At 47.8% G+C, this 12,544-nt stretch carries 13 protein-coding genes; all 13 read right to left on the minus strand.

All coding sequences use genetic code 11. From position 1 onward, the window contains the following. Positions 1-67: 67 nt before the first annotated feature. The gene (gene trpA / locus MHB49_RS22130; RefSeq protein WP_405153022.1) at positions 68-874 is read right to left on the minus strand and encodes a tryptophan synthase subunit alpha; all 807 of its coding nucleotides are present in this window, start codon (positions 872-874) and stop codon (positions 68-70) included. Then, the gene (gene trpB, locus MHB49_RS22135; protein ID WP_405153023.1) at positions 871-2,070 is read right to left on the minus strand and encodes a tryptophan synthase subunit beta; all 1,200 of its coding nucleotides are present in this window, start codon (positions 2,068-2,070) and stop codon (positions 871-873) included. Before trpB ends, trpA begins: the two co-directional genes overlap by 4 nt. Beyond that, complete coding sequence (locus tag MHB49_RS22140) at positions 2,067-2,804, minus strand: phosphoribosylanthranilate isomerase (protein ID WP_405153024.1); 738 nt, start codon at positions 2,802-2,804, stop codon at positions 2,067-2,069. The genes trpB and MHB49_RS22140 overlap by 4 nt, the downstream gene beginning before the upstream one ends. Then, positions 2,801-3,592: an indole-3-glycerol phosphate synthase TrpC gene (trpC, locus tag MHB49_RS22145; protein WP_405153025.1), complete on the minus strand. Its 792-nt coding sequence runs from the start codon at positions 3,590-3,592 to the stop codon at positions 2,801-2,803. The genes MHB49_RS22140 and trpC overlap by 4 nt, the downstream gene beginning before the upstream one ends. Then, the gene (gene trpD, locus MHB49_RS22150) at positions 3,582-4,655 is read right to left on the minus strand and encodes an anthranilate phosphoribosyltransferase (protein ID WP_405157215.1); all 1,074 of its coding nucleotides are present in this window, start codon (positions 4,653-4,655) and stop codon (positions 3,582-3,584) included. The genes trpC and trpD overlap by 11 nt, the downstream gene beginning before the upstream one ends. Positions 4,656-4,690: 35 nt before the next feature. Then, on the minus strand, positions 4,691-6,262 hold the full coding sequence (gene trpE / locus MHB49_RS22155) for an anthranilate synthase component I (protein WP_405153026.1): 1,572 nt from the start codon (positions 6,260-6,262) through the stop codon (positions 4,691-4,693). A 516-nt stretch (positions 6,263-6,778) separates the two neighbouring features. Further along, positions 6,779-6,931 carry a hypothetical protein gene (locus MHB49_RS22160; RefSeq protein ID WP_405153027.1) on the minus strand — a complete coding sequence of 51 codons (153 nt, stop codon included), beginning with the start codon at positions 6,929-6,931 and terminating at the stop codon, positions 6,779-6,781. Between the two features lie 28 nt (positions 6,932-6,959). Further along, the gene (aroH, locus tag MHB49_RS22165) at positions 6,960-7,337 is read right to left on the minus strand and encodes a chorismate mutase (protein WP_063566773.1); all 378 of its coding nucleotides are present in this window, start codon (positions 7,335-7,337) and stop codon (positions 6,960-6,962) included. A gap of 5 nt (positions 7,338-7,342) precedes the next feature. Further along, positions 7,343-8,437 carry a 3-dehydroquinate synthase gene (gene aroB / locus MHB49_RS22170; RefSeq protein WP_405153028.1) on the minus strand — a complete coding sequence of 365 codons (1,095 nt, stop codon included), beginning with the start codon at positions 8,435-8,437 and terminating at the stop codon, positions 7,343-7,345. 1 nt (position 8,438) lies between these two features. Continuing rightward, complete coding sequence (gene aroC / locus MHB49_RS22175) at positions 8,439-9,608, minus strand: chorismate synthase (protein WP_247898209.1); 1,170 nt, start codon at positions 9,606-9,608, stop codon at positions 8,439-8,441. A 245-nt stretch (positions 9,609-9,853) separates the two neighbouring features. After that, complete coding sequence (locus MHB49_RS22180) at positions 9,854-10,648, minus strand: protein-glutamate O-methyltransferase CheR (RefSeq protein WP_064636850.1); 795 nt, start codon at positions 10,646-10,648, stop codon at positions 9,854-9,856. A gap of 24 nt (positions 10,649-10,672) precedes the next feature. Next, positions 10,673-11,116, minus strand: a complete 444-nt coding sequence (ndk, locus tag MHB49_RS22185; protein WP_405153029.1) for a nucleoside-diphosphate kinase — start codon at positions 11,114-11,116, stop codon at positions 10,673-10,675. A 196-nt stretch (positions 11,117-11,312) separates the two neighbouring features. Then, positions 11,313-12,287, minus strand: a complete 975-nt coding sequence (locus tag MHB49_RS22190; RefSeq protein WP_405153030.1) for a polyprenyl synthetase family protein — start codon at positions 12,285-12,287, stop codon at positions 11,313-11,315. Between the last annotated feature and the right edge of the window lie 257 nt (positions 12,288-12,544).

The raw sequence follows: 12,544 nt of genomic DNA on the forward strand, positions 1-12,544 counted from the left end.
TGAAATAGTTATGGACATGCCTCAGCCTGTGCTGAGCATGCCCCGGGGATGTAACATCGTTGAATCCCTATCCTTTTAATTGTGCCACAAAGTTGCGAATTTGCAACAGTCCCGCCTGACGCGTATCCGGGTTTTCAAGAAGAGGTATGGCTTCTTCCACCTGACGAACGATAGCACTACCTACAACCACACCGTCACAGATGCGGGAGAAACGAGCGACCTGCTCGTGACTGGAAATGCCAAAGCCAACAGCGACCGGAAGATCTGTCAGACTCTTTACAGTTTCAATGAAGCTCTCTACCCCATCGAAAAAGGAAGCTCTCTCTCCCGTAACACCTAGAGAAGAGACACAATAGATGAAACCACGTGCTCCCGTGACAATACGCTCGATTCTAGCGTTGGACGTAGGGGCTACAAGAGGAACCAGATGCACACCTGCTGCATCCGCACGGCGTCGCATATCCTCCGCTTCCTCAATTGGAAGATCCGGGATGATCATGCCGCTGATCTCATGTCTCACCAACTCATCAAAAAATACATCCAATCCTGTCTGTAACACCGGATTATAGTAGGTGAACAGTACAAAAGGCAGTTTTACACCCGCAGCACGAGCTCTTGCAGCTGTCTCCATACAAGTCCGGATGGTGATCTGACTTTTCAATGCACGCTCGGAAGCGCGCTGAATTACAGGTCCATCCGCGAGCGGATCAGAATAAGGAACACCGAGTTCCAAAATATCCGCCCCTGCCAGTTCCAATTCTTTAATGATTTCCACCGTGGTGTCCACATCTGGATCTCCAACCGTAAGGAATGGAATAAGTGCTGTACGGTTCTGTTCTTTCAATTGCTGGAAGGTCTGGTCCATCAGGTTCATGCCAAGTCCCCTCCTGTATACTTCATAATTGATTCAACATCTTTGTCACCACGACCGGAAAGACAGATTACAACAATATCATCAGCGCTGAGTTCAGGCGCGAGCTTGACAACCTGTGCAACAGCATGGGCTGACTCCAAAGCAGGGATAATGCCTTCTGTTCGGCTCAGCAACTGCAAAGCATCCAATGCCTCCTGGTCCGTAATCGGGACATATTTGGCACGTTTAATATCTTTGAGATATGAATGCTCCGGACCAACACCCGGATAGTCAAGTCCCGCCGAAATGGAATGGGCTGGCTGAACCTGTCCATATTCATCTTGCAGTAGATAACTCATAGAACCCTGGAATACACCATGTGTGCCTTTGCTCATCGTAGCCGCATGGAACTCGGTGTCCACTCCTTTACCTGCTGCTTCAACACCAACAAGCTTTACATCCTGATCGCCAATAAACGGGTAGAACATGCCGATAGCATTACTTCCGCCGCCTACAGCTGCAACAATCACATCCGGCAGCCGTCCTTCGATCTCCTGAATCTGGCGTCGTGTCTCATCACCGATCACTCGCTGGAAATTTCGTACCATCATTGGGTAAGGATGAGGACCGACCACCGATCCAAGTACGTAAAAAGTATCCTCTACATTACTAACCCAGTAGCGAAGTGCCTCATTACCGGCATCTTTCAATGTCCGCGTTCCAGATGTCACCGGAATGACTTCTGCACCAAGCAGTTTCATCCGAAATACGTTCAATTGTTGTCGCTGCGTATCTTCTTCACCCATAAACACTTTACATTCAAGACCCAGCAGAGCAGCAACTGTTGCCGTGGCAACACCATGCTGTCCTGCACCCGTCTCGGCAATGACTTTCTTTTTCCCCATCCGTTTGGCCAGCAAACCCTGTCCAATAGCGTTATTAATCTTGTGCGCTCCCGTATGGTTCAGGTCTTCACGTTTCAGATAAATTTTGGGTCCACCCAAGCGGTGGGAAAGTTGCTCCGCATGGTATAAAGGTGTTTCCCGTCCAGAATATTCGCTTAGCAGATAATTCAGTTCCTTGTTGAACTCCTCGTCTTCAGAGAAGTGGCTGTACGCTTCCTCCAGTTCGATCAGAGCGTTCATTAATGTCTCAGGTACAAAGCGGCCTCCGAAGGGACCGAAACGCCCGTGTTGATCCGGCAATTGATGTGTCATGCCTGCTTCACCCTTTCTACAAATGCTGTTATTTTTGCAATATCCTTCACACCTTCGGACTCTACGCCGCTGGATACATCGACGCCGTCCGGTGCATATGTCTGTATCAGTTGTTGCACATTATCCGGCTGTAATCCTCCTGCCACGAACAACGCGATTCCATGTTTTCTTGCCCACTTGGCGTAGAAAGGAATTCGTTCCCAAGCAAAGGTTTTACCGGAGCCCCCTACATAGAGCGGGTCAAACGTATCGAGCAATATGGCGTCCACCACATTTTTATATGGATCAAGTGCCAATAAGGCAGTATGGTCAGCTAATGAACCCGTTTCATCCTTGGGAAAAGAGAAAGCCTTGAACACTTCGGTACCGAAGCGCTGCTTCACCTGTTCACAAAATTCCGGCGATTCCTGTCCATGCAGCTGAATGACATCCAGGCGTGAAATCTGCATGATGCTTTCCAGCTCTACGAGTGCGGGATTCACAAAAACACCCGTCAGCTTCGGCCGATCGAACATCGTCCAGTCCAAGAGAACCTCTCTTAGCTCCGCACCCTGTTCAGGTGTAATACGGCGACGGGATGGGGCAAAAACAACACCAACGTAATCCACAGGCAAGTTTATCATCGATTTTAGCACTTCAACGTCCTGAAGTCCACATATTTTTACAGCCGCTGCCGGCCGGTTTTGCAGATCCACGTCTCTGCTGCTTGTGCCGTCATGATTGAATGCATTCATGCTTTTGGTCCCATCAGTTCATATACCGCAGCCTCAACATCGTCCTTGCGCATCAGATGCTCCCCAACAAGGATACCATGCACACCTGCCTCAATAAGAGATTCCAATGGCTGAGGACCGGCAATTCCACTTTCACTGATTAATGTTACACTATCCGGAATCAAGTTCATCAGATCCAACGTGGTGGTCAGACTCGTTTCGAACGTTTTCAGATTGCGGTTGTTGATGCCCACAAGTGTTGCCTGCGGAATATCGAGCACTTGCTCCAGTTCAACACGGTCATGGACTTCAATTAATGCATCAAGGCCCAGACTTTTAGCAAATGTCAGATATTGACGCATCTGTTCGGGTGTCAGAATACTCGCAATCAGCAAAACGGCATCCGCGCCAAGCAGCCTTGCCTCGGCAATCTGTCGTTCATCTATAATAAAATCCTTGCGCAGTAGCGGTATGTTCACAGCTTCATGAATGGCCTGCAAATATTCTCTATTTCCCTGGAAATAAGAAACGTCGGTCAATACAGATATACAATCCGCTCCAGCCCGTTCGTATGCGGAAGCAATTTCTACTGGATGGAAATCAGGACGAATCAGTCCTTTGGATGGAGAAGCCTTCTTCACTTCGGCAATGAGACCCAGCTTACGGTTACGTCTCTCTGATAGAGCACGTTCGAATCCACGAGTATTGGGTAATGTCTCTATCTTTTTCAGCGCATCGTCCATCTGAAATGTTTGTGCGAGAACTTCAACTTCTTTATGTTTGGTTGCTACGATTCGATCAAGATACATGACTGTACGCCTCCGTTGTATGAATTAACTGTTCCAGCTTCCCGGCAGCCTTGCCGGAGTCTACAGCTTCTGTCGCCATCAACACACCTTCTGCGATGGTATTCGCTAGACCGGATACATAAATGCACGCCCCGGCATTCAACAGAACGACATCGCGGTATGCGCTCCGTTCTCCCTGGAAGATCCTTTTAATAATTTCGGCGTTCTGAGCTGCATCTCCTCCAAGAACCGATTCCAGCGGATGTAACGATAATCCCATATCACGTGGATCAATGTCATACGTACGCACTTCACCATTACGCAGTTCGGATACTTGTGTAGGTGCAGAGATGCTGATTTCATCCAGTCCATCATGACTCGCTACGACTAAAGCTCTTTTCAGCCCCAGACGATTTAGCACTTCAGCGATCATCGGTGTCCGGCTGCGGTCGTATAAACCAAGCAATTGTCGATCCGCTCCCGCAGGATTGGTTAGAGGTCCCAGCATGTTAAAGACCGTACGCACACCCAGCTCTTTTCTTGGTGCAGCAGCATGTTTCATAGAAGGATGGTACACTTGAGCAAAACAGAAACAGATTCCGATCTCATCGAGACATTGTCTCGCCTGCTCTCCGTCCAGATGAATATTCACGCCCAATGCTTCAAGTACATCCGCACTGCCTGCCTTGCCTGAGGCAGAGCGATTACCATGCTTCGCCACCCGGACAGAAACTGCTGAAGCAATGATCGCAGATGCCGTTGAAATGTTGAACTTATGAATGCCTGAACCCCCTGTTCCACAGGTGTCCAGCAGTCCATTACCATCGGTCAGAATTCTTCCGCCCTGTCCACGCATGGCTTCAGCAAACCCCGTGATTTCATCCACCGTTTCCCCCTTCATCCGCAAGCCCATAAGCAAACCTCCGATTTGAGCCGGAGTGGCCTCACCTCTCATGATGGAGTACATCAAGTCACGTGCTTCCGCCTGCTCCAGATCGCTGCCCTCCAAAATTTTGGCAAGGCCATTCTTCATGCCTTCCACATGACTAACTTCAGTTTTGAATCGCTCGGATTCTTCATTCATGACTGGGTTCATATTCATTTCCGGTCTCTCCTCTCTCAGTTTTGTACAGCCGTGGCTGGGGTAACAAAATAATCGGCGTTGGCAAGTTTCAAGGTATGATCCTTTTCTTTGGCAGGAAACATCGCTTCTGCTGTACGAATCGCCTTCAGCAGCGCTTTGGCTTTATTTACGGTTTCTTCATATTCATTCTCAGGCACCGAATCCCATACGATTCCGGCTCCAGCCTGCACATAAGCTTTTCCCTTTTTGAAAATAATCGTTCGGATCGTAATACAGGAATCCATGTTGCCCGAGAAACCCAGATAACCAATAGCACCTGCATAAGCACCCCGTGCTTCTTTTTCCAGTTCCGCGATAATCTCCATCGCACGCAGCTTCGGCGCACCGGATACCGTACCCGCTGGCAAACATGAAAGAAATGCATCAAAGAAATCCTTGTCTTCTCTAAGCTCGCCTGTAACATTGGACACCATGTGCATGACGTGGGAATATCGTTCAATTTCCATGAACATGTCACATTTCACACTTCCGAAGTTAGAGACGCGTCCCAGATCATTACGTCCCAGATCGACAAGCATCAGGTGTTCTGCACGTTCCTTCTCATCCTGCAGCAGATCTGCGGCCAATGCGCGATCTTCCGCTTCTGTTGCTCCTCTTGGGCGAGTCCCCGCAATCGGCCGTGTCTCTACGCGGTTTCCATCCACTTTTACCAATGCTTCAGGGGAAGTACCCACAATAATTTCATCGTCCATCTTCAGATAATACATGTAGGGTGACGGATTCAGTGTCCGAAGCACGCGATATACATGCAGCGGAGATACTTCAGTATCAATATGGAAACGTTGGGATAATACGACTTGGAAAATATCTCCTGCCCGAATGTACTCTTTGGCCTGTTCTACATTCCCGATAAACTGTTCCTTCGTGAGGTTGGATTGAATATCCCCCAGTTCCACGTCTCCTGGAATGGAACGTGGGTTCAGGTTCTCCCCTGGTCCTTGCTGCTGCAAGCGTTCAGCCGCCTGTTCCAGCTTCTCAGAAGTTAAAGCATACGCTTGACGGATATCATCATCCGTTGCACCGTCTTTCACGTGTACATTGCCCACAAGCAGCATCTGCTGCTTCACATGGTCAAACACGATAATCTGGTCACAGAACATGAAGCGGATATCATCCATTTTCAGATCATCCAGCGCGTGGCCCGGAAGCTTCTCATAATATTGCAGCAGATCGTATCCAAAGAAACCTATTGCCCCGCCTGTAAATGGCGGCAGTTCATCATCTTTCGGACTACGATACTTACGCAGCAATGCTTTGAGTTCTTCAATTGGCTTGCCCGGTAGTTCTCGAATCTGTCCCGCTTCTTCTACCACGATCCGGCCTTTTTTGGCGGAGATCATCAGGAACGGATCTGTACCGATGAAGGAATATCTCGCCCATTGAATTCCACCCTCCACACTTTCCAGCAGAAATGCCCGGTCGTTGTCAGCATAACGGCGGAAAATCCGAATCGGGGTCTCCATGTCTGCCAGAATCCGTTTGACTACCGGAATCAGATTATATTCATTCGACATTTTCAGTACTTGATTAACGTTTGGCGTTATCATCAGATCACGTCCTTTCAGATTTATATAAGTTCAACTAAAGAGGTTTACACTGAGCACTCCGATGACAGAACAACCTTCCGATCGCTGTTATCCCCAGATTTTTTGATTCCCTTTCTAAAGGGAAAATCCGGTGATAAAGGCGAACGCTCCGCTTCTTCAGGTTATTTCTGTCCTCTCCGTTTTTGTGTAAAAAGTTTAGTTGAACCTATATGGGTAGAAGAAACAATTCAATATACAACAAAAAACCTCTACCATCAGGTAGAGGTTTGGTTATAAGCTGTTTCAACAGGTTGGTGCTTCATAAATAACAAGTCCCTATACATGCATCCTTACCGAATTATCACACAGGTTGTTGTACGGATGTTTCATACATCCATCAAATACGAAGGAAATGTAGCGGCATACACTGATTCTCATCCAAAGCATTCATTCTCTCATGAAATGTATGGGAGTTCAGTCGCATTATACCTAAACAAAACGATGTCGCTAGACACGTTTGCATTCCTTCATCCTGTTTCAAATAATTCCGTAGCACGACGTACCGCGAATCAGTTGACCGGCTTCTGTTGCTCCGGTTACCACCCGCTGGACTCTGCTATATACTCCACTCATCTCAGCTGCTCTCAGCTCAATCTCTACTCTACTCAACTGGTTCTCACTATACATCATTCCGAATGATTTGACAACCATTCTAATCTTACGAATTGGAAGGTGCCGCCAAATCGGGACGCAGAGACTGTGCACCGTTAAGATACACATGGTTGATCTCATTTTGACCTTTTGCAGTGTTAACGTGTACCATAAAACGGATACACTGTGGCAAAGCGCCTGCAACTGGAACTTCCAATGCACACATCAAAGGTACAAGCTCCCAGCCATCCAACTGGCGAATTGCCTTTGCCGGGAAAGCAGCATCCAGATCTCCAGTCATCGTAATCCACACACTGCAAATATCTTCGGGTTGAATCTCGTTACGATCCACGATTTCCTGCAATAGTACAGCCGTTTCTTTCAAAATATGTTCTTCGTTATTATGCGTGACCGTAGTAGCCCCGCGAATTCCCCGTGTAACCATCGCTTTTAATCTCCCTTCTTGAGCATTTCTATGACTTCACGTACTGCCGTTACCGGTACATCCTTCACAATTCTGGCAGCGCCGATCCGGTCAGGAATAATGAAGACCATATGGCCCTCACGGAACTTTTTGTCGTGCATCATGGCATCCATTAATGCATCCGTATCCAGATGTTTTGGCATCGTCACCGGAAGACGCAGTGAACGCAGCATGCGAACCGTATCGTCATAAAGTCCTGCTGGGGCCCCTAACTTCTCGCCAAGCAATGCCGAACCCGCCATACCAATTGAGATAGCTTCACCATGAAGAAATTCACCATATCCGGCAATCGCTTCAATGGCATGACCAATCGTATGACCCAGGTTTAACAATGCACGTTCTCCATTTTCACGTTCATCTCGTGATACAATCTCTGCCTTGATCCCACAGCCTCTTTCCAATCCATATCCCAGCGCTTCCGGATCAAGAGCAAGCAGTTCGTCCGCATGCTCCTCACACCAGTATGCAAAAGCTTCATCCCGAATCAGACCGTGCTTCAGCATCTCTGACAAACCAGCCGAGACGTCCCGTGGCGGCAAAGTTTGAAGCGTATCGACATCATAGAGCACCAGCTCTGGCTGATGGAATGCACCGATCATATTTTTAGCCAGCGGATGATTGACAGCTACCTTGCCGCCAACACTGCTGTCATGCGCCAGGATCGTCGTAGGTACTTGTACAAACTTGATTCCACGCATATATGTAGCAGCGACAAAGCCAGCAAGATCCCCCACTACACCGCCGCCTAGAGCAATAATAGCCGAACTGCGATCCAGTTTGCCTTCAATGGCAACGGTCATCATATCTTGATATACCGAAAGGGATTTCGAGGTTTCACCAGATGGAACTACTGCGGAAACGACGGTAAAACCAGCCGTACGCAGTGTTTGTTCCAGACCAGACAAGTATTTGGGTGCCACATGCTCATCAGTAATAATGAGTAAGGGGCTTTTTTTCGTTAAGCCATATTGCTCAAAATATTGAGGAGCTTGAGCCAACAGGCCGCTGCCAATCAGAATAGGATAAGAGCGCTCCTCCAACTGCACTGTCAGCTGGCGCATCTTAATAATTCTCCAGTTGATTATTGTAGTTGGCAAAGTTCGCACGGATTTCCTCCATGGAATCTCCGCCAAATTTCTCCAGGAAAGCTTTTGCAATTTCCCATGCTACCACATGCTCCATCACGACACTCGCTGCCGGAACAGCACATGCATCAGAACGCTCGACCTGAGCTGTGAATGCTTCTTTGGTATCAATATCCACACTTTGAAGTGGTTTGTACAAGGTAGGAATAGGTTTCATAACCCCACGTACCACAACTGGCATACCGTTTGTCATTCCGCCCTCGAATCCGCCCAAACGGTTGGTAGCTCGGTGATAACCACGCTCATCACTATGCACGATCTCATCATGCACCTGAGAACCACGAATCGTTCCGGCTTCGAACCCGATACCAATTTCCACACCTTTGAATGCGTTAATGGACATTACTCCCTGAGCAATCCGTGCATCCAGTTTACGATCATATTGTACGTGGCTACCAAGACCTACAGGCACACCTTCAACGATACATTCAACGATTCCACCGATGGAGTCGCCTTCCTGCTTGATCTGGTCGATGTACGCTTCCATCTTCTTCTCGGTTTCTGCATCGGTTACACGTACGGAGGAAGCTTCAGTCACTTCGATCAGTTCATCGATCGGCAGATCTTGATATGGAGCTTCAATTTCTCCGATACGCAGCACACGCCCAGCTACCTTGATTCCGAATTCAGCAAGGAATTGACGTGCAATAGCACCACATGCTACACGCACCGTGGTTTCACGGGCACTGGAACGTTCCAGTACATTACGCAAATCTTTCAGGTTATATTTCAGCCCGCCATTCAAATCGGCATGTCCCGGACGCGGACGATGAACGCGACGTTTCTCTTCGTCACTGCCTTCAATTGGCTCAATATTCATAATATTCTGCCAGTGTTTCCAGTCATTATTTTGCACAACCAACGCTACGGGAGCACCCGTTGTATATCCGTGACGGATACCACCAACAAAGTTGGCCTGATCCTTCTCAATTTGCATGCGGCGTCCACGGCCATATCCCTTCTGGCGGCGGTGAAGCTGAAAATTCAGCTCTTCAAAGTCAATATTCAGATTGCTTGGCAACCCTTCAATAATTGCGGTTAATTGGGGTCCGTGCGTCTCCCCTGCGGTTAAATACCGTAAACTCATAATACGTTCCCCCTTTAAACTGTTAAACTTCACATTGCTAAAATCCCATAATTTCTTTGCTTATTATAGTATAGCTGACCGGCTTTGACAAGAAAGCCGCTCGTTTCTTGTCCTAAAATGGATGGGACTTGATTCGGATTCATTGAGATTCCCGCGTGTATGAGAAACATCATTCATCCGTTATGCAAATAACCGCCTGGACACGTGTGAATGTGCGCGCCAGACGGTTATGAAATCCATTGAACTTATTTTTTGCGATAAAAAAATGTTTCCGCAGTCTCCAGACCATATTGTCCTGGGGAAAAGATCTGCTCCGTACTGCCCACGAACAAAATACCGCCTGGACGCAAACTTGTTGCAAACTTGTGATACAACAGATTTTTGGCTTCCTCGGTAAAATAGATCATGACATTTCGGCACACAATCAAATCATACCCTTCGTCAAAACGATCCAACAGCAAATTTTGCTTCATGAACTTGACCGAACTTTTCAGTTGTTCATCAATACGGTATACCAAGCCATCCTGCTTGAAGTATCGATTTGCTGTTTCCTTTGGTACATCTTTGAGAGAGCGTTCCATATAACGCCCTTCCTTGGCTTTGGCGAGAGCACCTTCATCCAGGTCACTTGCCGTAATGGAGCTGCCCTTGAGAATGCCCATCGTGTCCAGAATCATCGCCAGAGTGTAAGGTTCTTCGCCTGTAGAACAAGCAGCACTCCACACCTTAACACCACGCTTCGGACCCAGCAGCTCAGGGAGGATTTCATCCCGCAGTACTTCCCAGCGATTAGGGTTACGCCAAAATTCCGAGACATTAATGGTCATGCGATCCAAAAACTCATAAAACAGGGACTTATCTTTTTGCATAGCATCAAAAAAGATAGAAAACGTATGAAATCCGTTTTTGTTACGAAGTGTGGTCAGCCTTCTTTTCATCTGGCCTTCCTTGTATTGAGCAAGATCAATGCCTGTGCTCTCTTTGATTTTCCGAATAAATCCGGTGTAATCCGGGTCTAGTAGTTGTTCCTGCTCCAGCATCGTATCACCCTTCTGGCTAAAAAATTACAACCAGGCTGCGATGCTCTTGTCGTACGTTACCAGCTCATCTGGAGCAAAGAAGTTTGCTGCTTCACGAGCAGCGCTTTCCGGTGAATCCGCCCCATGAATCAAATTATGCGGTGTGTGGCTGGCGAAATCTCCGCGAATGGTACCCGGAGCCGCTTCCTTCACATTGGTTTTCCCGATTACGATGCGCGCAAGCGCGACGATGTCGTCACCTTCCCAGACCATAGCAAATACAGGCCCAGATGTGATAAAACGAACCAGATCATCGAAGAACGGTTTCCCCTCATGTTCAGCATAATGGCGTTTGGCCTGATCTTGAGACATCTGCACCAGCTTGCCTGCCACCAACTTAAATCCTTTGTCTTCCAGACGGCTAACGATACGCCCTATCAAACCACGCTGCACACCATCCGGCTTCACCATCAAAAATGTACGATCCATAGGCTCACTCCTCACTCACGGTTCAAAGTTATTTCATTATGTAAACGCAATCCCTTTGATTGTAACATACATGTCCAAATCCTCCCAATGAGGAATATCACATGAACGTTATTTTTTGAGTAAGAACAGCTGCATGTGGAACTGCGTTCATGCAAAGATGTCCGTTCCTGGCAGCTTATCGTAATGTTCAAACATATTAATGCGTACGTTTGACCACAAAATGAGCGATATCACGCAAGTTTTTGGTGGTCTTGATGTTAGGCAGTTGATCCAGAGCATCGAGCGCTTTCTTCATATATCGGTCAGCCAAGGCTTCTGCTTTAGCAATTCCTTGACTTTGGCGAATCATTCCAATCGCATCGGATGCACTCGCCCGTCCCTCCTCATGCTGGACGCGGGTTATCTCCTCCAGCAAAGACTCACGCATGTCTGGTTCCTGCAATGCATACAGTACCGGCAGCGTAATATTTCCCTGTTTCATATCACTGCCTGGAGGCTTGCCCAGCTGTTTCTCAGTACCAACCAGATCAAGTACATCGTCCTGAATCTGGAACGCCATACCCACGTTGTAACCGTAGGTGTACAGCAACGAAGATTCTTTCTCCGGTGCACGCGTAGCAAGTGCCCCCAGCTGGCAGCTGACAGCAATAAGAAGCGCCGTTTTGCGACGAATTCGCAAGAGATAGTTACGTACACTTTGTCCCGTATTAAAAAAGTCCCGAATTTGTTCCATTTCACCAATGGACATCTGCACCATTGCTTTGGCCAGAATACGGTGTATCGCCGGATCGGACAGGCCCGCAGTCATCTCAAGGGCCTTGCCGTAAATATAATCTCCGGTGTACATGGCAATCCGATTATCCCATTTGGACTTCACCGTTGGTTTCCCTCTCCGCGTCGCGGCATTATCAATAACATCATCGTGAACCAGAGAAGCCGAATGAATCAATTCCAACGGAACCGCTACCAGCTTCAAACGTTCAATATCATATGTACCAAATTTCCCACCGAGTAACACAAATACCGGACGCAAACGCTTACCCCCTGCCTTGAGCAGGTGAAGTGACGTTTCGCTTAGCAGCTTCTGTTCTCCCTGAACACTGCGATACAATTCTTTTTCAATGTAGTCCATGTCTTTTTTTAACAACCCGAAAATATCCAATAGTTTCATTCGTTCACCCGTGTCAGCGTATTGTCAGTCCATAAATCCATGCTTACCTTCCCCTCCAGCAAGTCGGGCCTGCAGGCATAACGAAAAACCAGGGCTTGCCTTTCCTGCTTGTGTTCTTCTACGTTCTAATCTTCTTCGAATGTCAAGGCCGACATCCGGGAATTAAACTCTGCGACTTGTTCTGAAACATAAGTACAGAAGTTGCCGGAGCATGGGTCAAGGCTGTGGTCCAACCAAACATCACCATCAGCGCTCAC

This window comes from Paenibacillus sp. FSL K6-0108, assembly GCF_045040695.1.
GTDB classification, from domain to species: domain Bacteria; phylum Bacillota; class Bacilli; order Paenibacillales; family Paenibacillaceae; genus Paenibacillus; species Paenibacillus pabuli_B.

Excerpts from the sequence above, each read along its gene's own strand:
- trpA (WP_405153022.1), bottom strand. The coding sequence starts at position 874 with ATGAACCTGATGGACCAGACCTTCCAGCAATTGAAAGAACAGAACCGT.
- trpB (WP_405153023.1), bottom strand. The coding sequence starts at position 2,070 with ATGACACATCAATTGCCGGATCAACACGGGCGTTTCGGTCCCTTCGGA.
- MHB49_RS22140 (WP_405153024.1), bottom strand. The coding sequence starts at position 2,804 with ATGAATGCATTCAATCATGACGGCACAAGCAGCAGAGACGTGGATCTG.
- trpC (WP_405153025.1), bottom strand. The coding sequence starts at position 3,592 with ATGTATCTTGATCGAATCGTAGCAACCAAACATAAAGAAGTTGAAGTT.
- trpD (WP_405157215.1), bottom strand. The coding sequence starts at position 4,655 with ATGAATGAAGAATCCGAGCGATTCAAAACTGAAGTTAGTCATGTGGAA.
- trpE (WP_405153026.1), bottom strand. The coding sequence starts at position 6,262 with ATGATAACGCCAAACGTTAATCAAGTACTGAAAATGTCGAATGAATAT.
- MHB49_RS22160 (WP_405153027.1), bottom strand. The coding sequence starts at position 6,931 with ATGATGTATAGTGAGAACCAGTTGAGTAGAGTAGAGATTGAGCTGAGA.
- aroH (WP_063566773.1), bottom strand. The coding sequence starts at position 7,337 with ATGGTTACACGGGGAATTCGCGGGGCTACTACGGTCACGCATAATAAC.
- aroB (WP_405153028.1), bottom strand. The coding sequence starts at position 8,437 with ATGCGCCAGCTGACAGTGCAGTTGGAGGAGCGCTCTTATCCTATTCTG.
- aroC (WP_247898209.1), bottom strand. The coding sequence starts at position 9,608 with ATGAGTTTACGGTATTTAACCGCAGGGGAGACGCACGGACCCCAATTA.
- MHB49_RS22180 (WP_064636850.1), bottom strand. The coding sequence starts at position 10,648 with ATGCTGGAGCAGGAACAACTACTAGACCCGGATTACACCGGATTTATT.
- ndk (WP_405153029.1), bottom strand. The coding sequence starts at position 11,116 with ATGGATCGTACATTTTTGATGGTGAAGCCGGATGGTGTGCAGCGTGGT.
- MHB49_RS22190 (WP_405153030.1), bottom strand. The coding sequence starts at position 12,287 with ATGAAACTATTGGATATTTTCGGGTTGTTAAAAAAAGACATGGACTAC.